Annotated in this window: 19 protein-coding genes; 9 read left to right on the top strand and 10 right to left on the bottom strand. The window is 54.2% G+C overall.

The window, feature by feature from the left end:
- Positions 1 to 194: 194 nt before the first annotated feature.
- Positions 195 to 1,031 (top strand): alpha/beta fold hydrolase, encoded by an 837-nt coding sequence (locus HZS52_RS23170; protein ID WP_190373797.1) that lies wholly within the window; start codon positions 195 to 197, stop codon positions 1,029 to 1,031.
- A gap of 79 nt (positions 1,032 to 1,110) precedes the next feature.
- Here HZS52_RS23170 and nirD read toward each other — a convergent pair whose 3' ends face one another.
- The 3 genes from nirD to HZS52_RS23155 are packed head-to-tail and all read right to left on the bottom strand — an operon-like array spanning position 1,111 to position 5,438.
- The gene (gene nirD, locus HZS52_RS23165; RefSeq protein WP_027959929.1) at positions 1,111 to 1,545 is read right to left on the bottom strand and encodes a nitrite reductase small subunit NirD; all 435 of its coding nucleotides are present in this window, start codon (positions 1,543 to 1,545) and stop codon (positions 1,111 to 1,113) included.
- Positions 1,546 to 1,604: 59 nt separating this feature from the next.
- Positions 1,605 to 4,112, bottom strand: coding sequence for a nitrite reductase large subunit NirB (gene nirB / locus HZS52_RS23160; protein WP_190373796.1), 2,508 nt, complete (start codon positions 4,110 to 4,112; stop codon positions 1,605 to 1,607).
- Positions 4,113 to 5,438, bottom strand: coding sequence for an NAD(P)/FAD-dependent oxidoreductase (locus HZS52_RS23155; protein WP_190373795.1), 1,326 nt, complete (start codon positions 5,436 to 5,438; stop codon positions 4,113 to 4,115).
- 758 nt (positions 5,439 to 6,196) lie between these two features.
- On the opposite strand from HZS52_RS23155, the gene HZS52_RS23150 reads away from it, so the two are divergent.
- The 6 genes from HZS52_RS23150 to arfA all read left to right on the top strand — a co-directional run bounded on the left by HZS52_RS23150 (position 6,197) and on the right by arfA (position 13,655).
- Entirely contained in the window at positions 6,197 to 8,962 is a 2,766-nt protein-coding gene (locus tag HZS52_RS23150) for a nitrate reductase (RefSeq protein ID WP_190373794.1), read from the top strand.
- Positions 8,922 to 9,821 carry a uroporphyrinogen-III C-methyltransferase gene (gene cobA, locus HZS52_RS23145; RefSeq protein WP_190373793.1) on the top strand — a complete coding sequence of 300 codons (900 nt, stop codon included), beginning with the start codon at positions 8,922 to 8,924 and terminating at the stop codon, positions 9,819 to 9,821. The genes HZS52_RS23150 and cobA overlap by 41 nt, the downstream gene beginning before the upstream one ends.
- 68 nt (positions 9,822 to 9,889) lie before the next feature.
- A complete protein-coding gene (locus HZS52_RS23140) occupies positions 9,890 to 10,699 on the top strand; it encodes a formate/nitrite transporter family protein (protein ID WP_008957727.1) in 810 nt (269 codons plus the stop codon).
- A 68-nt stretch (positions 10,700 to 10,767) separates the two neighbouring features.
- Entirely contained in the window at positions 10,768 to 12,483 is a 1,716-nt protein-coding gene (locus HZS52_RS23135) for a bifunctional protein-serine/threonine kinase/phosphatase (protein WP_190373792.1), read from the top strand.
- A 93-nt stretch (positions 12,484 to 12,576) separates the two neighbouring features.
- Positions 12,577 to 13,395 (top strand): 2,5-didehydrogluconate reductase DkgB, encoded by an 819-nt coding sequence (gene dkgB, locus HZS52_RS23130; protein WP_009287163.1) that lies wholly within the window; start codon positions 12,577 to 12,579, stop codon positions 13,393 to 13,395.
- A 110-nt stretch (positions 13,396 to 13,505) separates the two neighbouring features.
- Positions 13,506 to 13,655, top strand: a complete 150-nt coding sequence (gene arfA, locus HZS52_RS23125; protein ID WP_008957724.1) for an alternative ribosome rescue factor ArfA — start codon at positions 13,506 to 13,508, stop codon at positions 13,653 to 13,655.
- A gap of 166 nt (positions 13,656 to 13,821) precedes the next feature.
- On the opposite strand, the gene HZS52_RS23120 is transcribed toward arfA, so the two are convergent.
- Positions 13,822 to 14,070: a hypothetical protein gene (locus tag HZS52_RS23120; RefSeq protein WP_008957723.1), complete on the bottom strand. Its 249-nt coding sequence runs from the start codon at positions 14,068 to 14,070 to the stop codon at positions 13,822 to 13,824.
- Positions 14,071 to 14,366: 296 nt separating this feature from the next.
- Positions 14,367 to 15,080 (bottom strand): response regulator transcription factor, encoded by a 714-nt coding sequence (locus HZS52_RS23115; RefSeq protein WP_009287164.1) that lies wholly within the window; start codon positions 15,078 to 15,080, stop codon positions 14,367 to 14,369.
- 166 nt (positions 15,081 to 15,246) lie between these two features.
- On the opposite strand from HZS52_RS23115, the gene HZS52_RS23110 reads away from it, so the two are divergent.
- Both HZS52_RS23110 and HZS52_RS23105 read left to right on the top strand, forming a co-directional pair.
- Entirely contained in the window at positions 15,247 to 15,765 is a 519-nt protein-coding gene (locus tag HZS52_RS23110) for a putative pterin-binding protein (RefSeq protein WP_223828005.1), read from the top strand.
- Between the two features lie 18 nt (positions 15,766 to 15,783).
- A complete protein-coding gene (locus HZS52_RS23105; protein ID WP_190373791.1) occupies positions 15,784 to 18,024 on the top strand; it encodes an ATP-binding protein in 2,241 nt (746 codons plus the stop codon).
- A gap of 7 nt (positions 18,025 to 18,031) precedes the next feature.
- On the opposite strand, the gene HZS52_RS23100 is transcribed toward HZS52_RS23105, so the two are convergent.
- From HZS52_RS23100 to HZS52_RS23080, 5 genes are all read right to left on the bottom strand, one after another.
- The gene (locus tag HZS52_RS23100) at positions 18,032 to 19,198 is read right to left on the bottom strand and encodes an EAL domain-containing response regulator (protein WP_041157780.1); all 1,167 of its coding nucleotides are present in this window, start codon (positions 19,196 to 19,198) and stop codon (positions 18,032 to 18,034) included.
- Between the two features lie 140 nt (positions 19,199 to 19,338).
- Positions 19,339 to 21,015, bottom strand: coding sequence for a methyl-accepting chemotaxis protein (locus tag HZS52_RS23095; RefSeq protein ID WP_190373790.1), 1,677 nt, complete (start codon positions 21,013 to 21,015; stop codon positions 19,339 to 19,341).
- Positions 21,016 to 21,180: 165 nt separating this feature from the next.
- Complete coding sequence (locus HZS52_RS23090) at positions 21,181 to 23,043, bottom strand: ABC transporter ATP-binding protein (protein ID WP_039859327.1); 1,863 nt, start codon at positions 23,041 to 23,043, stop codon at positions 21,181 to 21,183.
- Positions 23,044 to 23,172: 129 nt separating this feature from the next.
- A complete protein-coding gene (locus HZS52_RS23085; RefSeq protein WP_190373789.1) occupies positions 23,173 to 24,780 on the bottom strand; it encodes a gamma-glutamyltransferase family protein in 1,608 nt (535 codons plus the stop codon).
- 8 nt (positions 24,781 to 24,788) lie between these two features.
- Positions 24,789 to 26,255 carry a tripartite tricarboxylate transporter permease gene (locus HZS52_RS23080; RefSeq protein WP_223828004.1) on the bottom strand — a complete coding sequence of 489 codons (1,467 nt, stop codon included), beginning with the start codon at positions 26,253 to 26,255 and terminating at the stop codon, positions 24,789 to 24,791.
- Positions 26,256 to 26,303 lie beyond the last annotated feature (48 nt).

Genomic DNA, 26,303 nt, shown 5'->3' with positions numbered 1-26,303 from the left:
TTAACACCAACCCCAAAGTCTCTTTACCCTCATGCGCGCGGGATCGTGAAAGTCGAGGGCTAGCAGTAATAGCTGCGCTCTTATCGAGCGTATCAAGAGCTACTAACAGCCCACTTTGGTATGTCCTAAAGGGTTGTACTAGCCTGATGTGGCACATAAATACTTCACGTTAAGCCAAACAGGAGGGTGAGACGATGCCAATGCTGAGCGTAGGAACGGAACAGGGCGCGCCGGTTGAGCTTTATTACGAAGTGCGCGGGGCGGGCAAGCCCGTGGTGCTGATTCACGGCTGGCCGCTGAGTGGCCGCTCGTGGGAAAAGCAGGTGCCTGCGCTGGTAGAGGCTGGCTACAAAGTGGTCACCTACGACCGCCGGGGCTTTGGTTGGTCAACCCAGGCCGATGGCGGCTACGACTACGATACCCTAGCGTCAGACCTCAAGAAACTGATTGAGGCGCTGGATTTGCACGATGCCACCCTGGTGGGCTTTTCCATGGGCGGCGGTGAAGTGGCGCGCTACCTCTCCAGCTACGGCACCAGTCGTGTTCACAAAGCCGTTTTTGCCGCAGCGGTGCCGCCTTACCTGTATAAAGCCGATGACAACCCCGAAGGTGGTCTTGATGATGCCACCATCAATCAGTTTCTTGAGGGCGTAAAAGACGACCGACTTGCCTTCCTGGAAGAGTTTACCAAGAGCTTCTTTACGGCAGGTGAACGCAGCGACTTAGTTAGCGAGCCGAACCGCCAGTATCATCGCGATATTGCCGCCTTTGCGTCACCCCAAGCGACCTACGACTGCATCAAGGCGTTTAGCTATACCGATTTCCGCAAAGACCTGCCGAGTATCGATATCCCCACGCTAATCATCCATGGCGATTCTGATGGCATTGTGCCCTTTGAAGTTAGTGGCAAGCGGGCCCAGGAGCTACTGCCCAATGCGCAAACGCAAGTGATCAAGGGCGGGCCCCATGGTCTCAATGCTACCCATCCCGATGAGTTTAATCAGGCGCTGATTAGCTTTTTAGATGAATAACGTTTGAGAGTGACTGCCTGCTAACAACCACGCCGCCTTAATGGCGGCGTTGTCGATTTAACCAGGCTAATAAATGTGGTTACCCCTCAACCCACACTTCATCACCTTTAAATTCAACCTTCCAGGTACGTAGCTTAACGTCCTCATCCTCTAAACACTGGCCGTCTTCAAGGCGGAAGTGCTGCTTGTAGATAGGCGATGCGACTACCGCCGCACCTTTAAGGTCGCCAACGATGCCACGAGCGATCACGTTGGCGTTTGAGAAGGGGTCATGGTGGTCGAGAGCATAGAGTTCATCGCCCTTTCCTCGTAGCCCGGGCAAGTAGAAAATAGCTACCTGGGCGGGGCCTTCGGCGGTTTCCAGCCAGGCGGCGATGCCAGAGAACGCTACCAGATCATCTTTGGTACAAACTTTTTGCCACGCCGTGTTGTTTTCAGAAGCGTGGTTTTCAAAAGCCTCGCTATTGTGCACATCCGCCATATCCATCTCTTTTTTCAGTGCCGTTGCGGTCATGGGTTGCCTCGTTTTTATTCAGAATCAGTGTCGTTGTCAGTGTCAGGGCCCAGCGTCGCTTAAGCGGGGCGCAGCTGGCCGCGCTCGGAGGTCATAATGATTGACGGATCCGGGCGGTCGTCGTTGACGAAGCTGCGGAAGCGCTTGAGCTTCTCCGGGTCGCTGATAGCGTCGGCCCATTCACACTGGTAGGTATCCACCACGGTTTGCATCTGGCGCTCTAGCTCGTCGTTGATGCCTAAGCTGTCTTCCAGAATCACCTCTTTGAGGTACTCCAGGCCGCCGTCGAGGTTTTCGCGCCACACCGAAGTGCGTTGCAAACGGTCGGCAGTGCGCACGTAAAACATCAAGAAGCGGTCAATGGTGCGGTAGAGCTGCTCGTCGTCCAGGTCGGTGGCAAACAGTTCAGCGTGGCGGGGGCGCATGCCGCCGTTACCGCAAACGTAGAGGTTCCAGCCGTTTTCGGTAGCGATAATACCGATGTCTTTGCTCTGGGCTTCGGCGCACTCGCGGGTGCAGCCGGAAACGCCAAACTTGATCTTGTGGGGTGAGCGCAGGCCCTTGTAGCGGTTCTCTAACTGAATCGCCATGCCGACGCTATCCTGCACGCCGTAGCGGCACCAGGTGCTGCCTACGCAGGATTTCACCGTGCGCAGCGATTTACCGTAGGCGTGTCCGGTCTCGAAGCCTGCGGCAATCAGCTCGCCCCAGATATCCGGCAGGTCTTCCAGGCGGGCGCCGAACAGATCGATACGCTGGCCGCCGGTGACCTTGGAGTAGAGGCTGTATTTTTTGGCCACTTCACCCAGCACGATGAGTTTGTCCGGGGTAATCTCGCCACCGGCAACACGCGGCACTACTGAGTAGGTGCCGTTTTTCTGCATGTTGGCCATAAAGGTGTCGTTGGTGTCCTGCAGGGGAATATGCGCCGCGTCGGTGATCGGCTCGTTAAAGCAGGAGGCCAGAATTGATGCCACGGCGGGTTTGCAGATATCGCAGCCCAGGCGGTGGGTGTCGGCGTTGCCGTGTTTTTCAATCAAGTCAGTGAAGGTTTTAATACCTTCAACGCGCACAATATCGTAAAGCTCCTGGCGGGTATGGGCGAAGTGTTCGCAAATCGATTTATCGACTTCGACGCCGCGAGCTTCCAACTCGTGATCAACCACGCTTTTGAGCAGCGCTGTGCAGCCGCCACAGCCGGTACTGGCTTTGGTGGCCGCTTTGACACCGCCTAGATCTACTGCGCCAGCGTCAATAGTGGCGCAAATATCACCTTTAGTGACGTTGTGACAAGAGCAGATGGAGGCGGTTTCCGGCAGCGCACCGGGGCCGAGAGTGGGCGTGGCGCCGCTGCTTTGGGGCAGAATCAATGAGGCGGGCTCGTCGGGCAACTCAATGCCGTTGGAGTAGTACTGCAGCAGCGTGTCGTAAACGCTGTTATTGCCCACCAGCATGGCGCCGAGCAGCTTTTTACCGTCGCTGGAGACCACCAGTTTGCGGTACTCCTGCTTGATGGGGTCTAGGTAGCGGAACATGCGAGCGCTGGGGTTTTGGTTGCCGTGGGCATCACCAATCGAGCCCACATCCACGCCCAGCAGTTTGAGCTTGGTGCTCATATCCGCACCGCCAAACTGGGTGTCGCCTTCAGTTAGCGTCGAAAACGCCGCCTTGGCCATTTGATAACCGGGGGCGACCAAGCCAAAAATGCTCTGATTCCACAGCGCCACTTCACCAATTGCGAGAATGGCCGGGTCGCTGGTGAGGCACTGGTTATCCACCACCACGCCGCCGCGTTCACCAATCTCCAGGCCGCAGTCACGGGCCAACTGGTCGCGGGGGCGGATGCCTGCTGAGAACACAATCAGGTCGGTTTCCAGCACTTTGTCGTCTTGGAAGACCATGCGGTGGCGGCTTGCCTCGCCATCTTCAATACGCTGTGTGGCCCGTTCAAGAAGCACCTGTACGCCCAGCGCTTCGATTTTTTCCCGCAGTAGCTCGCCGCCTTCGTTATCCACCTGCATCGGCATTAGGCGTGAGGCGAACTCCACCACGGCGGTATCCAGGTTTAATCCGCGCAGGGCATTTGCTGCTTCCAAACCAAGCAGACCGCCACCCACGACCACGCCGGTGGTGGCGTTTTCGGCGGCCGCCTGGATGGCGTCTAAATCGTCCAGGGTGCGGTAAACCAAGCAACCATCGCGGTCATTACCGGGAATCGGCGGCACAAAGGGGAAGGAGCCGGTAGCCAGCACCAGGCGGTCGTAAGGGTAACGGCCTTGTTCGGTGACCACCTCTTGTGAGTTGCGGTCGATCTCAATGACGGCTTCGCTTGTGCGCAGCTCCACGCCGCTGGTGGCGTAGTAATCCGCTTCGCAAAGCGCTAGCGAATCGGCATCGCGGCCGCTGAAGTATTCAGATAGATGTACTCGGTCATAGGCGCGGTGGCGCTCTTCGCCAAACACGGTGACCTGATAGCGCTCAAGGGCGCCGTTATCGACTAACTGCTCGACCAGGTGGTGGCCGACCATGCCGTTACCAATAATAATAAGCTGCTGTTGGGTAGACATTTAAGCCGCCTCCGACGTTGTATGAGAAGAGTGTTTTGAAGAGAGCTCAGAAGAATCAGGGCTGTGCTGAGATGCTTCGCGGAGCACCTCGACATCAGCACCACCAAACAACAAGGCTTGGCGGTAAGCGTTGAGATCGGTACCCGCGAGCGCCTGCTCGAAGTACCAGGGGCCTTGGCTGGTGTCGCCGTAAAGCACCGCGCCTTCAATCTGGCCGTCGCGCAAGAGCAGGCGGCGGTAATCGCCGCGCTCAATGTCGTGGTAATTCAGCACCTCATGCTCGGCGCTGGCCTCGGTGGGGCCAAAGGCGTAGAGCGCTACACCGCTAATTTTGAGTTTGGTAGCGCTGGGAGCATCCGCGTAGCCTTGGGTATGCGTGCCGCACAGCGTCGCGGCGAGCACTTCTACCTGACGCCAGATCGGCTCCACCAGGCCGTAGGTGGTGCCATCGAACTGGCAGCACTCGCCCAGCGCTGAGATCGCCGGGTCGCTGGTGGTGAGCCATTCGTCCACCACAATAGCTCGATCAGTACGCAGATCTGCCTGGCGGCCAAGTTCCGCATTAGGGGTAATGCCCGCGGCAACGATCACACTGGAGGCGTTCAACTGGCGGCCATCGGCAAGATGCAACTTGGCGACCCGACCCTGGGCGTCGCTCTCTAGCCGCGCTAGATGGGCGCCAGTGATGATCTGTAAACCGCGTTGAGTGAGGGTGTCTTTAAGCAGGTGGGCGGCGGTGGTATCCAACTGACGGTTCATCAACCGCTCGCTGCGCTGGAGCACGCTTACGTTGATGTCGCTGCCGCGTTTACGTAAACCCTCAGCCGCTTCAAGACCCAGCAGGCCGCCGCCAATCACGACAGCGTCACCGCCACGCTGGGCAATGGCTTCTAGTGATTCGGCATCTTGCAGGTTGCGAAAGCCATGTACGCCCTCAAGCTCTATCCCAGGAACATCGGGCAGCGCTGGGCGCGAGCCGGTGGCGATGACCAAATGATCGTAATCAAGCGATCGGCCGCTATCGGTGGTCAATGTTTGGCGTGCGCGATCAAGCATCTCGACCTTTTCACCCAGTATCAGCGTAACGCCCTGTTCGGCGTACCACTGGGTATCGCGCAGGGTAAGCGCCTCCTGCTGCATCTCACCGGCCAGCAGTGGCGAAAGCAGAATACGGTTGTAGGCAGGGCTTGGCTCTGCGCCAATCACCGTGATGCGCTGGGGGCGTGTGGGCTGTTTTACCAACGCCTCAATTAGGCGGTGGCTTGCCATACCATTGCCAATGACCACCAGATGGTCGTTGGATGAGCACCGGGAAGTAGTTTCCATGGGTGGCTCCTCTGTGTCTTTGCGGCTGCTTGAGCACCAAACAAAAAAACGCCCCTGTCGCGCACCTCTTTGCAAATAATCGCAAAAGCGTGCGTAACAGGGGCGTCGTTGCCCGATAGCGTCGTTTTAAATACGCGACAACCGCCATTGGCTGTCAGCTGATTAAAAACCTTACCCTGTAACAAGCAAGGAGCTAGCCAACTGGCCGTATAGCATATTTTTTTAAATAACTTCAGCTGCTTATGTTTAGGTGGTGGGTGAGCGGTGGCCAGGCTCTTCGGATAGACTGCACGGTGATGGTGCGAAAAGAGAGGTGGCCTGCACTCTCAAGCACCATTTAGCATGTGCACAGGGCGAAAAAGAGGGTTGCGTGATGATTTTTTATTTTTTAACTACATGTTTTTAAATGATTAAATTTTATATATCCGATTGTCGGCTTGGCTCTTGCAGTTCCCTAGGCAATAAGTAAGTTAACAAGGGATAAGCGCTCATTGTTTGGCGATGGCAACGAACAATTCCAAAGCCGTTAGAAAAATAAGTAGCCGTTAGAAAATGTGTAGCTGTTAGTAAATCTTCATTTGTTTGAAGAGACTATTGTAAAGAGTAATGCACCGATGAAGGTGCGCTGTGGCAACGACGTCCAGCCCTCTTCTCTTAATGCGTTTATATAGCGCATTAGAGAATGGGACTGGGCGTTTTTTTATGCCCGGCATTTATATACGTATATACGGCGTTCAGGTTCGACCCGAGGAGGTATTATGCGAGGGGCAAAAGCAGGGCAGCAGTCCACAACGACGCAGCAAGCCAAAACCACCTGCCCCTATTGCGGCGTTGGCTGTGGCGTGACGGCAACCGTTGAAGCGGGCACGCTGAGCGCTGTAGAGGGCGACCGCGAGCATCCGGCGAACTTCGGGCGGCTGTGTGTCAAAGGTTCTGCGCTACATGAAACTTTGGGACAACAGGGGCGGCTGACTCACCCTCGCGTTGATGGTGTTGAGGTCTCCTGGGACACCGCCCTAAGCACTACTACCGAACGCTTAAACACCCTACGGGCCGAGCATGGCAACCACAGTGTGGCCGCGTACCTATCCGGTCAGCTGCTTACCGAAGACTACTACGTAGCCAATAAGCTGTTTAAAGGCTTTTTAGGCACGCCCCATTTAGATACTAATTCGCGGCTGTGCATGGCCTCAGCGGTGGTTGGCTACAAGCGCGCCTTCGGTGCCGATGCTGTGCCGTGTAACTACGAGGATTTGGAAGAGGCGGAACTGATCGTGTTGGTGGGTTCCAACTTGGCTTGGAACCACCCGGTACTTTACCAGCGCATTAAAGTGGCCAAAGAGCGCAATCCATTGATGCGTTTGGTGGTGATCGACCCCCGCGTCACCGACAGCTGCGAAATCGCCGACCTTTACTTGGGGATTAAGCCAGGCAGCGATGCTTACCTGTTTAACGGCCTGCTAGCGTGGATGGCGAAGCGCCGCAAGCTCGATACCCTCTACCTTGAGCGCCACACTGAAGGGTTTGACGATACCCTGGCGGTGGCCCAGCAAACCGCGAACTCGGTGGCAGAGGTAGCGGTGGCCTGTGATGTCGACCCCGAGCGCCTGGAAACCTTCTACTACTGGTTCGCTAGTCAACTGCATGTGGTTACCCTCTACTCTCAGGGCGTTAATCAATCCGCCAGTGGTACCGATAAGTGCAACGCGATTATTAACTGTCACTTGGCTGGCGGCAAAATCGGTTTGCCAGGGGCAGGGCCGTTCTCGATTACCGGCCAGCCCAACGCCATGGGTGGGCGCGAAGTAGGCGGGCTGGCCAACCAGCTAGCCGCGCATATGGATTACCACACCCCAGGCGCCCTCGATCTAGTCAGCCGCTTCTGGGCCACCGATAGCCTGACGCCGACCCTGCCGGAAGGGCCCGGTTATAAAGCAGTGGAGCTGTTTGAGGCCATTGAGCGTGGCGAAATAAAAGTGCTGTGGGTGATGGCCACCAATCCCGCGATTAGCCTTCCCGATGCTGCGCGGGTGCGTGCTGCGCTGGAAAAATGTCCGCTGGTGATTGTTTCCGAGTGTGCTGCCCATACCGATCTGCTGCCTTATGCCGACATTGTGCTGCCAGCCTCGGGGTGGTCGGAAAAAGATGGCACCGTGACTAACTCCGAGCGGCGTATTTCTCGCCAGCGGGGCATGCTGCCGCCCCCAGGTGAGGCCCGCCACGACTGGTGGATAATGTGTGAGGTGGCGAAACGGTTGGGGTTTGCTGAGGCGTTTAACTACGCGCACCCTTGGGAGATTTTCGACGAGCACGCTCGTCTCTCAGGGTTTGAAAACGGAGTGGATAACAGCACGGTGCCCGGCAGCCCGCAGCGGTTGTTTGATATATCGGGTTTGGTGGGCCTGGGCCGGGATGGCTACGACGCCTTAGCCCCCATCCAATGGCCGGTCACAAAGGCCGCACCCCATGGCACTGCTCGGCTGTTTGAGGATGGCGAGTTTGCCACCGCCAATGGTCGCGCCAAGCTGCTGGCGATCCATCCCAAAGGGCCTGAACAGGCGCTGAGCGCCGCTTATCCGCTGCGTCTGAACACCGGCCGGATTCGTGATCAGTGGCACACCATGACCCGCACCGCTCGCTCACCGCGGTTAATGAATCACCGCGCCGAACCCTTTATGGATGTTCACCCAGAGGATGCCCACACTGCCGGTGTAACCGATCAAGGGCTGGCGGTGTTAACCGCCGAGAAAGGCGAATTTCGCGCTCGGGTGCGGGTCTCCAATGCCCAACGCCGCGGTGAGGTCTTCGTACCCATCCACTGGACTGACTGCTTCACCCAGCAGGCCAGAAGCAGCGCGCTGATCGACAGCATTACCGATCCGCTCTCTGGGCAGCCAGAATCGAAGCACGGCGCCGTGGCGCTGGCGCCGCTTGCTACTGATTGGCAGGCTACTCTACTGATCGCCGAAGGGGCAACGGAATCAACACCTTGGTGCACCAGTGCCTACTGGACACGTATTCCCATGCGCGGCTGCCAACGCTGGCAGCTTGCCAATACGCAGTCGGTTAATGACTGGTTGGCGCAGCTGAAAACGTGGCTGCCCGGCGATGTATCGGTTATCAGCCAAGACCCCACTAACGGACGTCTGCGCGCCGCCTGTGTGGAAAATGGTCAATTGCGCTGGTGGCTGATGGTTGGCCCGCCCAAAGAGTTGCCAGGGTTGGCGTGGCTGGAAGCGCGTTTTAACGAGGCGGCGCTGAGCGATACCCACCGCCGCCGCCTATTGGCCGGCTGCGACGACGGCGCTGCGGATACCGGCCCGGTGGTATGTAGTTGCCACCAAGTAGGCCAAACCACCATCGTCAATGCGATCCGCGAGGGCGACACCAGCGTAGAAGCGTTGGGCGCCAGGCTCGCCTGCGGCACCCAGTGCGGTAGCTGTATTCCCGAATTGAAATCACTTATTGAAGAGGAGCGGCCCAATGCCCGCACTAAGCAACCCCTTGCTACAGAAGTGGTTTAACGCCTTTATGCGGTTATCGCACCGCGCGCTAACGCCGTTGGTTCAGCATGCTGCAGACATACGTTTGCCACTGCGTGGCGAGTGCCGCGCCGGGCAGGTTTACCTGGTTGGCGCAGGCAGCGGCGATGCGGAGCTGTTAACCCTCAAGGCCGCACGCTTACTTATGCAGGCGGACGCTGTGGTATATGACCGCTTAGTGGGCGATGACGTGCTGGCGCTGATTCCTAGCGGCAGCGAGCGCTACTACGTAGGCAAAGCCCGCGGCCACCACAGCGTACCCCAAGCGGAAATCGGCGAACTGATGGTAAAACTCGCCCGGGAAGGTAAATCGGTGGTGCGCTTGAAAGGCGGCGACCCGGCGGTATTCGCGCGGATGGGCGAAGAGCTAGATGCCCTGGCCGCTGCCGAGATCCCCGCTGCCATTGTGCCAGGGATTACCGCGGCCTCTGCCGCCGCTGCCTGCATGGGCATTCCGCTCACCGATCGCGGCCATGCGCAGCAACTGCGCTTTGTGACTGCCCAGCTATGCCGCGAAGACGGTACGCCGGATTGGGCATCGCTGGCGCGCAAGGATGAAACCCTGGTGTTTTATATGGGGCTTTCAAAAGTGAGTGCAATTTGCCACGGCCTACGCCAAGCAGGCCTGCCGGATGAGTGGCCGATCATGCTGGTGGCTAACGCCAGCCAGAGTGAACAGCAGTCGCTGGTGGGCTCGCTGGCGGATATGCCCGAAAAACTCGCCGCAACTCCCTTACCGTCACCCTGTTTGATTGTGGTGGGCAGTGTGGTGCAAAGAGTCGCCACGACGCCCGCTAACCTAGCCACCAATTTTTGCTCTGCACAGAAAATCACGCCTTAGCGGCAGGGTTTGCGGTGCGCGTTTTATTCTTCTGACCCTTACAACCAGCTACCAAGGAAAAGCTCTCTATGTCCTACTTATTGCCTGCTGAATTTGCTACCAAGATGGTCGATGCTGGCGAAGCCAAGCTTCACATGTCTACCCGTGATGCGCTGATTCGCGCTTTTATGGCGGGGGCTATTTTGGCCATCGCGGCGGTGTTTGCGGTGACCGTAGCGGTGCAAACCGGCTACCCGATTATCGGCGCCATCCTGTTTCCGGTGGGTTTCTCGATACTCTATCTAATGGGCTTTGATCTGTTGACCGGGGTGTTTGTGTTAACGCCGCTGGCGTGGCTGGATAAACGACCTGGGGTGACGATTAATCGTATTCTCAAGCACTGGGGTATTGTGTTTATCGGTAATTTTGGTGGGGCATTAACGGTCGCCTTTCTCATGGCGATTGTGTTCACCTACGGCTTTAGCACCGAACCCAGCGAAGTGGGGCGGGTCATTGGTGAAGTGGGCGAAGGGCGCACGGTTGGTTATAAAGAGTATGGCGCTGGCGGCATGGCGACGATTTTTATTCGCGGCATACTGTGCAACTGGATGGTGTCGCTGGGGGTAGTGGGGGCAATGATCTCAACCACGGTGAGCGGTAAGGTCATTGCCATGTGGATGCCGATTATGCTGTTCTTCGGTATGGGCTTTGAGCACTCGGTGGTCAACATGTTCCTGTTCCCATCTGGGCTGATGATGGGCGGTAACTTCTCGATTATGGATTACCTGATCTGGAACGAAATTCCGGTAGTGCTGGGTAACTTGATCGGTGGCCTAGCGCTAACTGGCCTGACTCTCTACACCACCCACGTGCGTACCGCGCCGCAAAAAGCCCTATGATCTGATAGGCAGCAGTTTGTCATTAACCAAGCCTTCGCTCCGGCGGAGGCTTTTTTAGGGGAAGCATAATGGCAGCGCTGACCATTTCGCTCGGCCAGCACTCTGATAAAGGGCGCAAGCCAAGTAATCAGGATTTTTACGGCGCTTATTTACCCAGCGACTCCCAGCGCGCCACCAAAGGGATTGCGATCGCGTTAGCGGATGGGATCAGCAGCAGCGAAGTGAGCCGGGAAGCGAGCGAAGCAGCAGTGGGCGGTTTCTTAACAGACTACTACGCCACCCCCGCCACCTGGGCGGTTAAAACCTCCGCCCAGCGGGTGCTGCAGGCCACCAATGCATGGCTTTATGCCCAAACCCGGCAGAGCCAGTATCGCTATAACCTGGATCGTGGCTATGTGTGTACCCTCAGCGCGATGGTGATTAAATCCACCACTGCGCACCTGTTTCACGTTGGCGATAGCCGTATCTATCAGCTCGCCGGCAATACGCTGGAGCCACTGACCGAGGATCATCGCTTCTGGGCATCCCGGGAAGTCAGTCATTTAAGCCGCGCCATGGGGGCCAGCCAGCACCTGGAGCTGGATTATTGCTCGGTATCGCTGAGTGAGGGCGATGTGTTTGTACTCACTACCGACGGTGTTTATGAGTGGCTAACCGGCGCTGAAATGGCCGCGCTGATTCATGCCCATTGGGGCGATCTCGATGCGGCGGCTGAGGCGCTAATCGCGGCTGCCATCGATCATGGCAGCGATGACAACCTCACCGTGCAAATTGTGCGCATTGATTCGCTGCCTGAGCGCCACGCTAATGAACTCTACGCGGCGCTGGGCACACTGCCGTCACCGTCTGAATTGCGCGCAGGAAGTGAGCTGGATGGCTACCGCATTGTGCGTCAACTGCATGCCAGCAGCCGCAGCCATGTCTACCTGGCGGAAGAGGTAGCGAGTGGCGAGAAGGTGGCACTTAAAACCCTCTCAACCGAGCTAAGCCAAGACTCGGCGAGTATCGAGCGGTTTGTGCGCGAAGAGTGGATTGCCCGACGCATCGATAATCAGCACGTGCTTAAAGCCCCCGCCCAAGAGCGCCCTCGCCGCTACCTTTACACCGTGCTGGCGTATATCGAAGGGCAAACCCTGACCCAGTGGATGCGTGACCACCCCAACGCCGAATTAGCCAGCGTTCGTCCCATCGTCGAGCAGATTGCCAAGGGGCTACGCGCCTTTCATCGCCTGGAAATGCTGCATCAGGATTTACGCCCCGATAACGTCATGATCGATAGCCACGGAACGGTGAAGCTGATCGATTTTGGCGCTGCCAAGGTGGCGGGCCTTGCCGAAGAGGTCGGGGCGGCTAGCGACGATATTCTAGGCACTGTCCAGTACACCGCGCCGGAGTATTTTCTGGGTGAAGGAGGCACGCCCCGTTCGGATCAGTACTCACTGGCAGTGATTACCTATCAGATGCTAACCGGCACGCTGCCCTATGGCACCGAGGTGGCCAAAACTCGCACTCGGGCAGCGCAGCATAAGCTTGCCTACCAATCGGCGCTTAGCGAGAACCGTGAACTGCCCGCCTGGGTGGATGAGGTGCTCAAAAAGGCATTACATCCCACTCCCCACAAACGCTTTCCGGCGCTTTCGGAGTTTATCTTCGAGCTACGCTCGCCAAGCCCAGACATGCTGAAGCGCGCCCAGTTACCGCTGCTGGAACGTGATCCGGTGCTGTTCTGGAAGGGGGTGTCGCTAGTGTTGGCGGTAGTGGTTATCGCTCTTTTATTGCGTTGATGGCACTACTGTTGATCAGGGAACAATAAACAACGGGGTTGAAGTGGGGCGGTCTCCACCCCATATTAGTTAACACGCTATCAATAGAAAAGGATGTTAATGATGCAGACTGTGATACCCAACCCCGGTTTCGGTACTTTTCGCCTGGAAGGCGATACGCTCAAGCAGAGTATCCACACAGCGCTTGAGGTCGGGTATCGACACATCGACACGGCACAGTTTTATGGCAATGAAAAAGGGGTAGGGGAGGCGATTCGCGACAGCAGCGTGCCACGCAGCGATATTTTCCTAACCACCAAGGTGTGGTTCGATAATCTTGAGCCCACAACGCTTAAAGCCAGCGTGGACGAAAGCCTGCAGAAATTAGGCACCGATTATGTTGACCTGCTGCTGATCCACTGGCCGTCCCCAGAGGATGAAGTGCCGATGGTCGATTACCTGACGGCGCTTAAAGAGGTCAAAGCCGAGGGTAAGGCGCGCAATATCGGCATTTCCAACTTTACCATCGCACAGGTGGACGAAGCGGTTAGCATTCTGGGTAAAGGTGAAATTCTCACCAATCAGATCGAGGTTCATCCTTTCTTACAGAACCGTAAACTGGTCGATCACTGCGAGCAGCATGGCATTCAAATTACTGCCTTTATGCCCCTGGCCGTGGGTAAAGTCATGGATGACCCAACCCTTAAGCAGATCGCCGACGCGCATAACGCCACGCCCGCGCAAATTGCCCTTGCTTGGGTAAAACAGCGCAATATGATTACGATTCCTTCATCGACCAAGGCGCGAAATATTCAAAGCAACATTGCCGCCTTTGACTTAGTCTTGAGCGACAGCGAGATGACGGAAATCGCCAAGTTGGATCGTAAAGAGCGTATCGCCAACCCTGAAATAGCGCCGCTCTGGGATGAGTAAGAGGAATGAGTAACCAGGACTTGAAACGCTAAACGATGAACTTCAATTAATAGTATGTGTCGTAGTGGGTGCCTGCCCAGGCAGGCATCTTTAAAAGAATGGAGAAAACGATGAAACAGCGCAAGATAAAAGACAACGCTTTAAAAGCGCAGCTGCGAACGCCGATGTTTAAAATGCAGCAGCAAACCCCGAAAAAAGGTAAAGGGAGCTACTCCCGGAAAGGACGCAATTCTCTGGGAGGGCATCGCCAAGCCGCCTAACCCGGCGTTTTGGCGATGCCTTCCCCAGGCATCTCTGCACAGTATTCCCCATGCTGTGCAATATCCCATCAGCTTGGCCGATCCAATGGATCGGCTTTTTTATTGCGCGCCAGGCGTGGCACGCCACTGAAAACGCCCCGGCCACTTCCTGCGACCGGGGCGTTGGCTATGCCAACCTACTCCCACAGTGTGGACATTTTTCGTAGGCATCGCGGGTTTCAGCCTGATGGCGTTGGTTGCGCTGACTTGGTTCCTCTACACCATGAATGGATACCAGCTGGCCCTGCTCCCAGCGTAAACCGATATCTTTTAACAGGTGCGGGTCATGAAAGCGCGGGTCTTCGTAAAAGCGCCGCTGGGTACGATAGTGGGTGAAAGCGCTGAGTAGTTTGCGGGTAATGGTTGCGATTGCCATGGGGTCGGTCTCCTGGGTTAGGAGGCCGGGCAACATCGCGATCAGGGAGTCTCAAAGGTAACGATAAAACAACATGGCCGCGACACTTGCCGCGGCCAATTTCCTCTTTACATCTCTGGCGCGCGACAATAATAAGCTGATACCGCATTATTAATAATGCGATGCAGCTTATTCATTCGTGTCGCGGGGATTTGCCAGCGCATGAGAAGGTCTCTGAAAAAGTTTCGTTAATAAAAAAGAACTGCCCCTTAAAGGGGAGCTCTTATGTTTTAACCGATGCTTATATGAGCGTCAATCTATTTAGCGACTTGTTCAAGGTGGGGGGGCTGGCAAGTTTCCATGCGATACCCCGATTGGTAAACGCTACGTAGACGCAGGCCATGCCGACCATCCAGTTCCAGCTTGCGGCGTAGGCGGCTTACGTGGGTGTCAACGGTACGCGTCGAAATATCCCCTTTAATGCCCCACACCAGCTCTAGTAAGTGCGCACGGGTAATTAGCTCACCCATTTTAGAGAAAAACAGCGTGGCTAACCGGTATTCACGTTCGGTTAAATCAATGGCGTCGCCCGCCACGCTGATGTAGTGCTCATCGGTATGCAGGGTAAATATCTCGGGACAGGCCGGTGCAGGGCGCGATGTGGCATAGCCAGAGCGTCTACCTAACGCACTCACTCTGGCAATCAGCTCACTGGGGCGAAGGGGCTTGGCGAGAAAATCATCGGCGCCTCGCTCCAGGGCTTTAACAACATCGTCTTCGCCCTGGCTGGCGGTAATAAACAGGATTGGCCCATGCCAGCTGTCGTGCTGGCGAAGATGAGCAACCACATCCATGCCGTCGCTGTCGGGCAGGCGCCAATCGATAATGAGCAGGTCAAAGGTGTGCTGCTGCGTCGCCCGGCGAAGCTCGCTAGAGCGACTAAACAGCGAGACTTGGTGTTCTGCCGTTAGTAGGCACTGCTCAATAAAGGCCTGTTGGTCGAGGTCATCTTCAAGTACGCCAATATGCATGCTAATTTCCCTTATTGTCGTCTTATAAATGTCACCCGTGTAGAGGCGGCAAGCTCACGCGTTAAGTTTAGTGGATGATGATGCGTTGACACAAAGGTTCACAGTTAGCCCGCCAACGGCCGATATACAATTTCTGCACTTTCAACGGTCAGCACCGAGGTGCAGCATGATACGTCGCCCTATGGTTGTTAAATTCGTGGTTTTCATCGTCGCGGTAGGACTTGCCTTGCTGTCGACCCACACTATCGCCCTGGAAGTACCTGAAGGCCCGGTGATATTGGTGGTGAGTGGAAAGGTGGGGCAGACGAATGTGGGTGACGAAGCCCATTTTGATAAAGCGATGCTAGAAGGCTTGGCGCAGCACGAAACGATTACCCGCACGCCCTGGCACGACGGCGTGATGCGCTTCTCTGGCCCATTGGGGCGAGCTATCCTGGAAGCCGTCGGTGCCGAGGGGGAGAATATTCGTGTGGTAGCGTTGAATGAGTACGCCGCGACGGTGCCTATCAGCGATTTTGAGAATTACGATGTCATTCTGGCTATGCAGGCAAACGGCAAAGCGCTGCGAATTCGTGATCAGGGGCCGCTATTTGTCATTTATCCCTTTGACCAGCACCCCGAACTGCTAGATGAAGAGATATTTTCGCGCTCTGTGTGGCAGGTGACACGAATCGACGTTGAGTAATATAACCGAGTAGCAATCATGCTGGCTTTTTTTAAGTTCTATTTTTCCCGCCGTACCAGGGTCGCTACATTCTCGGCGATCCTTTTTTTTCTTTCAGCGCTAACCACCGGTGGGGTTATTTATAACCGTCAGCATGCGCAGGAGGAGCGGTTGCTCGAAAATGTGTTATGGGCCGGGTATCAGTTTGATCGAGAGGTGCGCGAATTGCGCTTGTCGCTATTCGAAACGAGTGCTGGGAAGGCTACGGTTGATGATGTGTTGCTGCGTTTTGAGATTCTCTTCAGCCGACAATCACTTTTTTTTCAAGGTGAAATAGGAAAAGTCGTGGCGAAACTCGAGGATATTGAGGCGGTCATTCAACAAGCTCACATCCGCATTCTAGAGATGGAAACCCTACTCGAAACGGTATGGGACAACCCTACCCAGTTAAATAGCGAGTTAACGGCTATCCTCCTGCAGCAAGCGGCTGAGCTACAGCAACTCAGCGGTAACATTTTGATCGAAACCAACGCCCATGTTTCCCATATGCATAGTGAGGAACACCGCGCATTGACAAGTCTCAACGGATTGGTGCTGTTGCTTATTGTTCTGTTAATGCTTTCAGGTGGCATGTTGGTTCGCGCGCTGATTCTAGAAGGGCGCTCCAGTCATCGTAAGGCTCAGGCGTTAGAAACCAAGAGCCAAGAGCTAAATGAGGCAGCTAGGCAAGCAGAGAAAGCGAGTCTGGCAAAATCTGAGTTTATGGCGGTGATGAGTCATGAAATTCGAACCCCGTTAAATGGTGTCGTGGGTATGGCGGATTTGTTAAGCGAGGAGGTTAAAACAACAAGTGCTGAGACTTATTTAGCCGCTCTTAAGCGCAGTGCGGAGAGCCTACGCGCGGTGATCAACGATATTCTCGACTACACCAAAATTGAGTCGGGGCGCCTCGATCTGGATATCCAGCCGTTTGATCTTCACCAATGCATCGACCAGCTTTGTGAAAGCTATACCCTCCGCGAACCAAAGGCGAAGGTCTCCTTTAGTTACGCTATCGACCCGGCGCTGCCCCGTTATGTGCTGGGAGACATCGCGCGGCTGCGCCAAGTCATGATGAACTTAATCAATAATGCCTTGAAGTTCACGGAAGAGGGGTTCGTCAAATGCCAGATAAAACCTCTTGGAGACGATAATATTCTTATGGAGGTACACGATACTGGCTGTGGTATCGCGGAAGCGGATCAAGCACAGCTGTTCTCGGCGTTCTCGCAAGTGGATACCTCAATGGCGCGTCGTCACGAAGGCACGGGGCTTGGGCTCGCAATCTGTAAGCGGTTGGTCGATGCCATGCAGGGCGAGATAGGTGTTAACAGCCAGCAGGGGCTCGGCAGTCGATTCTGGTTCACCGTCAGCCTGCCGGAAACCGAACCTTTGGCCATTTACCAAAGCGGTGAACACCCGCCAGCAATGCCCTCCCATCACCATATCTTGGTGGTAGAGGATAACCCGCTAAATCAAACGGTGGCACGCGTCATGCTTGAGCGCCTTGGCCAGCAGGTATCGGTTGCAGAGAACGGCCAGGAAGCGCTCGATCAGTTGAAAGCAGACCATGGTCGATTTGATTTGGTGTTGATGGATATGCAGATGCCTAAGCTGGATGGCACGGAAACCACCCAACGCTGGCGCGATTATGAAGCTGTGCATCAACTGCCTAAGTTGCCCATAGTGGCGATGACCGCCAATGTGATGCCTGAGCACCGAGAGCGCTGCATTCAAAGCGGCATGGACGATATGATTCACAAGCCTTTTACGCGCGATGAGTTGCATCAGGTGATTGGCCGCTATCTGTTAAATGATGAAAGCGTTGAATCTGTCAGTATTCACGCTACCGTTCCTATTAAAAGCCCCGAATCGCTGGGTGATAGCGCTGGGGCAGTTCAAGTACTCGATAAGCGTCTTTGCGAAGAGCTGCAAAGTACCTTTGAACCCAAGGCACTGGATGCGCTGCTGACCACGTTTTTAACACGGCTTGGTGAGCGTATCGCTCGCTTGAATGCCTACTGGCAGTCAGAGGATCGACAAGCCTTGTGCCTAGAAGCCCATTCACTAAAGGGTGCCGCTTCCTCTCTAGGCTGTGCTGCGATTGCTGAGCAAGCAAGCCAATTGGAGCAAGCAGCGCTAGAAGCCCCATTAAGCGAATTGATGATCTATCTGGAGCGTTTAGTTGCTCTTGAGGCCACTACTAAGCTGGCTTTGGAGCAAGAAAGCATGTTCGTTTGATGCGTTATTAGGGGGCGGACGGTGAGTACTCGCGTAACCAGGTGTTGAAAGCGTCGGCGGTTAACGGGTGTGCAATACCGTAGCCTTGTCCAACAGTGCACCCGGCTTCAACAAGCCGAGTGAACTGTGCCGACGTTTCGATACCTTCGGCGACAACAGTCAGTCCCAGGCGTTTGCCTAAGTCGACAATCGACTCTGTTATCACCAGTGCTTCTTTGTCCTGATCGATCAGTGAGACAAAGCTACGGTCAATTTTGAGCTCGCTGAAAGGCAACCGATAGAGCTGTGTCAGCGAAGAGTGGCCGGTACCAAAGTCATCTAACGCCAGTTTGCAGCCCCGTTGTCGCAACGCTTTGAGCACGTAGCTAGCGTAGCCCAAGCACTCAACCCCCGCTGTTTCGGTGAGTTCCAGGGTGATCTTGCTAAGCACAGCATGATGCGCTTGGGTGAGTTGATCAAACGCGTCTAGTACGCCTTCTGCTTGAATAAAGGCCGCCGGTATATTTATCGAGACGTCTAAGTCCCACCCTTGTGACAACCATTGGGCTTGCTGCTTCATGGCAAGCTCAATAACGTACCAAGTGAGTGGAAGCATCAGGTCGTTTTGCTCTGCTAGAGGTATAAAACTGTCGGGGTATAGCACGCCGCGTTGAGGGTCTTGCCAGCGTACCAGCGCTTCAACGCCAATAACCTGCCCTTGTTGAGTGCCTTGTTGCAGGCTTATTTGGGGTTGAAAAGCTAGAAAAAGCTGTTGTTCACGAATGGCCTTCGCCAATTCAACGCTTGTAGGCGCTTTGGGCGCTTTTTTTAATGGCCCCAAAAATGTCGTTAGACCGGTGAGTAGCTTGGATTTAGGTAGGAAACCTAGCATTTTCAAGCCTTTTGCTTCACCTGCAGCAAGCGCATGCGCGGCAGTTTCTTCCGTATAATTGCTAATTAATAAAATTGAAGCGTTTAAGCGTAAATCATAAAGATATTCCAGAATATCAAGGCTCGTAAATTCACCTAGCCCGAGATCAAGCAAGATCAGCTCGACATTGAGTAGGTCGGGTTGGCGCACCAGCTCGCCAAAACTGCTTGCCGTCACCACCTGATAACCGTGCTGGCGTAGTAGCATTCTGCCCAATAGTTGGACACTACAATCATCATCAATAATTAAAGCACCAGACAGCATACATATACCTTTGATGACTACGATGAGCGGCTGCGGCTAGACGAAGAGCTTGCTGAAATGGATGAGCATATAAGCCGGTAACGAAACTTCCTTGGACTCAGTATAAGTCCAAGGATACTTAGAAAACTAAGGGGGATTGCTTAAAACGACTCCCATTCAGGCTGCTGTGAGCTCGCCAAACGACGCGGGACATTAGGCGTAGGTGAGGGCTTATTAGCTGTAGGGGCAAGCGCTGCTTTGCCAAGAGCTGGTTGCGCGTTAGCATTGCTGAGCTTGAAGCCTCCCACTAGCACGCCCAGTCGGTCGGCTTGTTCTCTTAGTTCTGCCGCCGCAGCGCTGGACTCTTCTACCATGGAGGCATTGTGTTGGGTCATGCTATCCAGCTCGTTAACTGCGTCATTTACTTGACCGATACCTACACTCTGTTCTTTAGCACCAGCACTGATCTCAGCAATCACGTCCGCCACACGCTCGATGCTTTTTACCATCTCCTGCATGGTGGCGCCGGTTTGTTTCACTTGGTCAACGCCCGATTTTGTGCGGCTTAACGAGGTATTGATCAGAGTGGCAATGTTTTTGGAGGCATCACTTGAGCGGCTGGCCAATATACGTACCTCTTGGGCAACTACCGCAAAGCCTCGGCCATGTTCGCCTGCGCGGGCGGCCTCTACAGACGCATTCAGCGCCAGGATATTGGTTTGAAAAGCGATGCTATCAATAAGGTTGACGATGCTGCTGATTTCAGAGGAAGAGTCGTTAATCGTATCCATTGTCTGCTCAACACTGTGCATGGAGTGCAAACCCTGTTGAGCGAGATCCCGGGTTGAAAGCGCCAACTGGTCAGCCTGCTGGGCAGAATCAGAGGCGTTGTTGACCACTGCTGCGATTTGCTCCATTGAAGCAGAGGTTTGCTGTAAATTCGCAGCAGCTTGCTCAGTACGTGCCGCAAGCTCCTGACTGCCTTTGGCAATTTCAGTAGATGCATGCTGCAGGCTAACGGTACTGCTGCTAACTGACTGAAGCGTATCGTCAATGCGTTTAATAAAGGCATTGAACTGTTGTGCCAATTCACCAATTTCATCACGGCGTTGACTCTCAATCCGCGCGGTTAGATCGCCATCGCCTTCGGTAATCTCTTTAATACGTCCACTAATTTGACGGATAGCCCGAGACATCATTAGCGGCCCCAGTAGCGCAATAAGCGTTGCAGCAATAAAGATGATTAAAGCAACAATAATAGTGGATGTTTGCTGCACTTGGATTCTATCAACCACCGCTGCTTCTGCTTGATAAGTGGCTGTCTCAATATTTATTCCCGATACATCATATATATCACGCAGTGCATTAAAGTCGTCTAATGATGAACCGGATAGCATCGTTAATGCTGCTGCGGTATTACCGCTTTGGTGCAGCTCAAAAACACGTGTTGCCTCTTGTTTCCAATCGCTATACAGCGTTTCAAAGTTAGCTAGTTGCTTGGTTAGCTCTGGGTAGTTCTGCATTAGTTCGGCGTAGAGCCCCATGCGGTCATAAGCCTGCTGAGCATTCTCTTCAAACTCGGCGATTAACGCTGTTGCTCGCTCGGAGCTGGGGTCAGATAACAGATACTCAATCTCAGCAACGCGTGCTTGATAAAGGTCTCGGTCGCCGTTGAGTGTGGCTGAAGTCGCCGGAATATAGTTGGTGATAAACGTATCTAAACGGCTTTTTACCATATTAACCAGCAGTGCATCGGCTACCACAATAACCAGTAGTGCTAACGCAACGCTGATAAAGGCAAGAGCATACTTAACTCTTATCTGATGAAGACGGTTCATATGTGCCACTCCTGTAGTGTCAAACCATGAGAGCACATTACCTTTAAAGCGTTAGAACGGTCGACAGATTTGTAACGCTTGTGACGTTTGTTCACGTTCGAGGTTTTAATTAGCGTGGTAAGAGTTTAAACATAATTATAATAAGAATTATTAATATTTTAGTGGCTATTTATAACCCGCTGCCTGGAGTTGAAATAGTTTCGCATAGCGGCCTGCAGTGGCCAGGAGTTCTTCATGGGTGCCGCGTTCAACGATATGCCCTTGATCAATAACCAGAATGAGATCAGCGCTGCGTACTGTGGAAAAACGGTGAGAGATCAATATCGCCATTTTATCGCGGCTGTGCTCGCGAAAGCGGGCAAATATTTCGGCTTCTGCCGCAGCATCCATGGCAGCGGTAGGTTCATCCAGTACCAAAATGTCCGCGTTTTCGCGCATATACGCTCGGGAGAGGGCAATTTTCTGCCACTGGCCACCAGAGAGCTCTTGGCCATTTTTAAACCAGCGGCCAAGCTGGGTTTTGTAGCCGTTGGCCATGCGAGTAATAAACTCATCCGCCATACCGTGACGAGCGGCGTTCTGCCACCTTTCTTGGTCGTTAAAGGCATGAGTATCGCCGACACCAAGGTTTTCGCCCACCTGCAACTGATAGCGCACGAAGTCCTGAAAAATCACCCCGGTGCGTTCACGTAGTGCTTGGGTACTCCAATCCCGCAGGTCGCTACCATCTAACAGAATTCGGCCTTGGGTTGGGTGGTAGAGCCGCGTGAGCAGCTTGATAAGGGTCGTCTTACCCGAGCCGTTTTCGCCTACCAAAGCCAGGCTCTGCCCAGGGCAGAGGTGCAGTGAGATATCGTGAAGAACCGGATCTTGGAGAACAGAGTCGCCGCCAGGGTAGGAGAAGCTAACGTGCTCAAAGCGCAGCCCGTCACCGGGCAGTGCCCCCTGAGTGAGTGTACCGCTCTCTCCCTCCACTGGCTGCTCAAGATACTCATAAAGATTGGAGAGGTAGAGGTTATCCTCGTACATGCCGCTGATCGCGGTGAGGCTTGCGGAGAGCGCGGCCTGACCCTGCTTGAAGACCATCAGGTACATGGTCATCTGACCCAGGGTCAGCGCCCCGGCAATCGTTTCAATCACCACCCAGGCGTAGGCGGCGTAAAAGGTTAAGGTGCCAAGCAGGCCGAGCAGAAACCCCCAGCTTTCACGACGCAAAGTTAGGCGGCGATCCTCTGCAAACAATTTGGTAAAAATGTCGCGATAGCGCTTGAGAAACAGCCCTTCAAGGCCAAACAGTTTGACCTCTTTAATGCTGTCTTCCCTTGCCAGCACCGTCTCTAAATAGATCTGCATACGGGTTTGCGGCGAGCGCCAGCGAAACAGCCTGAAAGCATCGCCCGAGAATTTGGCCTCTGAGATAAATACCGGCAAGGCGCCTGCTACCAAAATCAGCAGCGCCCAAGGGGAGAACTGCACCAGTAGCACGCCGAAGCTACCCAGCGAGATAGCGTTTTGCAGCAGCCCAAAGGTTTTATTCACCAGTGCAAGCGGGCGCGTAGATGCTTCACGGCGCGCTCGCGTGAGCTGGTCGTAAAGCTCTGAATCTTCAAACTGGCTAAGTGACAGTTGTCCCGCTTTCTCCAGAATCATCACATTGACCTTCTGCCCCAGCAGCGCACGCAGCAGTGACTGTTGGGCTGAGAGGCCGCGCTGGGCCAGGGCAATGAGCGCAATAATCACGGCTTCGATCCCCACCAGCGTTAGCACCGGTGTAATGGACGCTAGTAGATTGGGATCAGTGGCTGCTTGATGGGCCTCCATGGCACTTACCACCCCATCCACAATCAATTGACCCACCCAGGCCGCCACGGCAGGCAGAACCCCTGCGACCAGCGTGCACAGCGCCAGCCCAAGCATCATCCAGCGAGAGGTTTCCCAGACTAAGCCAAGTGCACGTCGGCTATAGCGAAATACGCCAAAAAAGCCGCTTAGTGGTGAGGAAGTCGATTCAGAAGGTGGTGGAGACATAGTTAGGCTGGCAAAAAGTACCGACGAAAAAAAGAGTGCCATGATGCGGTGGTTGAGCGTGGATAGCCAGCTCAGCCGCCGGTTGCCTTCAACGGCAACACGGCGGAGACCCAGTTTAGAGGTGAGATATTACCAGGGGAGCACAGCCCCATCGGTGCGTGGCTCTGTGCCTCCTTGGAGTACGCCGGTGTCAGGATCGCGCAGAATGATTTGGCCACGGCCAAAGCTGATTGAATCGGCGACTTTAACGATGTCGTGGCCGCGGCGTGCCAGGGCAAGCGCTAAGTGATTGGGGAAGTCGGCTTCAACTTCGATGGTTTTGCCTTTGGTCCATTTCCAACGCGGCATATCGAGCGCCGCCTGAGGATTCAGTTGATCCTCAAGCATCGCCGTTACCACCTGCACATGGCCCTGGGGCTGCATATAGCCACCCATCACACCGAACGGCCCAACGGCTTGGTTATCTTTGGTGATAAAGCCTGGGATGATGGTGTGGTAGGTGCGTTTGCTGGGTGCTAGAGCATTGGGATGCTGCGGGTCGAGGGAAAACGACCAGCCACGGTTTTGCAGGCTAATGCCGGTGCCCGGTACTACGATGCCAGAGCCAAAGCCTTCAAAGTTGCTTTGAATGAATGACACCATATTACCTTCATCATCAGCGGTTGCCAGGTAAACGGTGCCCCCCCTTAATGGATTGCCATGAATGGGGTCAATGGCGTCTTGGCCAATAAGCTCTGCGCGTTGCGAAAGGTACTCATTCGATAGCATCTGCTCAACGCTCGGCTGCATAGATGAGCGCTCAGTAATGTAGTTTAAGCCGTCTACGTAACCAAGTTTTGTAGCCTCTATCCGGCGGTGGATAGTGTCTATCTGATCATTTGACTGTTCGCCTAAAGATTCAAGAATACCCAAGGCTTGAAGCACAATTAATCCGCTGCCGTTGGGAGGAATTTCCCAAATATCATGGCCGCGATATCGGACACTTATGGGTTTGACCCATTCTGGTTTGAAAGCTTGTAAATCTTCTTTGCGTAAGAAGCCGCCATGCTGACGTGAAAAGGCATCCATCGCATCCGCTAGGCTGCCTTGATAAAACGCATCCGCATGGCTATTGGCAATTTCACGCAGCGTTTTTGCCATATCAGGAGAGCGCCAAATGTCACCTGCTTTGGGAGCCTGCCCATTGGGAGTGAAGTGCGTAAACCAGGAGGCAAATTCATCTGTCCCGTATTTTCCATAACGCTCTTCTGCACTTTTCCAGAGTTGGCTGGCTACTGCTGATACAGCAAAACCTTCGTCAGCTAATTCTATTGCTGGCGCTAACAGCTGCTCAAAAGGCAGTTTACCAAAACGCTCTGAAAGCGCAGCCCAGGCGCCTGGCGCACCGGGTACTGTGATTGGCACTAATCCATGGGCGGGCATTTCCTCATGACCCAGGGCCTTGACGGCATCACATGAAATACTCTTTGGCGCAGGGCCGCTAGCATTGAGGCCATGTAGTTCACCTTTTACCCACACAAGAGCAAAAGCATCGCTACCAATACCATTAGAGGTTGGTTCAACGACGGTTAAAGCAGCAGCTGTAGCAATGGCAGCATCAATGGCATTGCCACCTTTTCGTAACATATCTATGCCGACTTGTGCAGCAAGCGACTGAGACGTAGCGACCATTCCACGTTTTCCAAACGTGACCATACGGCGTGAGGCGGAAGGGTAATAGTGTGGGTCAGTATGCATTGTGATTCCTATTTAGATGTGGCATCTAGACGGCGAGCCATTAGGCGGCGCTGTTTCATATAGCTATAAATACTGTAAATCACAGAAACAACCGCCAGTGTAAGCAGCAGCGCTGATATTGGCCGAGTGAAGAAGAGCGTCCAGTCAGTGCTTGTCTGGAAGGCCCGTCTTAAGTTGGTTTCTGCTATAGGGCCCAATACAACGCCAAGTACAAGAGGTGCTAGCGGATAATCCAGTTTTTTAAGCAGATATCCCACTGCACCAATGCAGGCAAGTAGATAAAGGTCGGATAAGCGGTTGTTCAGGGTGTAAGTACCAATTGCACAGCAAGCTAATACAACGGGAACAACAATATACTTAGGTACATTTAGTAGGCGTAAAAAAGCCCTCATTAAAATAACGCCTATTAACAGCATGAAGACAGAAGCTATCGCCATGGCAATAAACATGCTGTAAACCAAGTCGGGATGATCAAGTATTAAGCGCGGGCCAATGCTGATGCCGTGTACCATGATGGCTGCCATGAGAACTGCATCGGCGGGAGACCCTGGTATGCCTAACGCTATCAATGGTATTAAGCTGCCGCCTACCGTTGATGAGTTGCCTGACTCAGAAGCAACAACGCCCTGTGGTTCACCCTTACCAAAAGTTTCTGGGTGCTTAGACGCTCGTTTAGCTTGGTCGTAAGCTAATAGATTAGAAATTGAGCTACCTGCACCGGGTACTGCACCAATAAACACACCGAGCAATGATGAGCGTATAACATTGGCGGGCTTCAATAAGATGTCTTTTATGGTTTGCCAAAGGTGAGGGCGCATATCTCCACTGATTAATGCGCCAGAAGAGGGCTGTTTGTCTCCGGCGGCAGGCTCTAATTCGGAGAGTAGCTGGCTCATGGCGTACATGCCTATTAATACAACCAGGAACGGTATGCCCGCGGTCAGGATTTCATAGCCAAAGGTAAAACGCTCGCGCCCCATGAGTGGGTCAGGCCCAATAGTGGCGATGCCGATACCGATTAGACCCGCGATTAGCCCCCTGATAAGAGAGTCACCCACTAGGCTTGCTATGACAGTCAAAGCAAAAATAATAAGCGCAAAATATTCCCAGGGCCCTAACTTAACCGCTAGAAGTGCGAGTGGAGGCGCGGCCACGATCAGCACAGCAATAGAAATAATAGAGCCCACGAATGAAGCAAATAATCCCAAGGATAGTGCTTTCCCAGGATGACCTTGTCGAGCCATAGGGAAGGCATCAAAGGTGGTTGCAACTGATGAGGGCGTGCCTGGGATGCCCAGCAGAGCGGCACTAAATAAGCCACCGCTTAGTCCACCTACGTAGACAGATAGCATGACCGCAATGCCCTGCATGGGGGGCATGGCAAATGTAAGAGGCAACGTAAGGACTATGGCCATGGTAATCGTAAAGCCGGGTATTGCGGCGGCAACAATACCTGCAAAAGTCGCTACTGCCATGAGTAATAGCGTATAGGGCTCGGTCACGCCCCCTAGCGCTACGAGGAA

This window comes from Vreelandella titanicae (assembly GCF_014697095.1).
GTDB classification, from domain to species: domain Bacteria; phylum Pseudomonadota; class Gammaproteobacteria; order Pseudomonadales; family Halomonadaceae; genus Vreelandella; species Vreelandella titanicae.
Note: the sequence above shows the minus strand (reverse complement) of the source record. Positions and strands in the feature narration are given on the sequence as shown.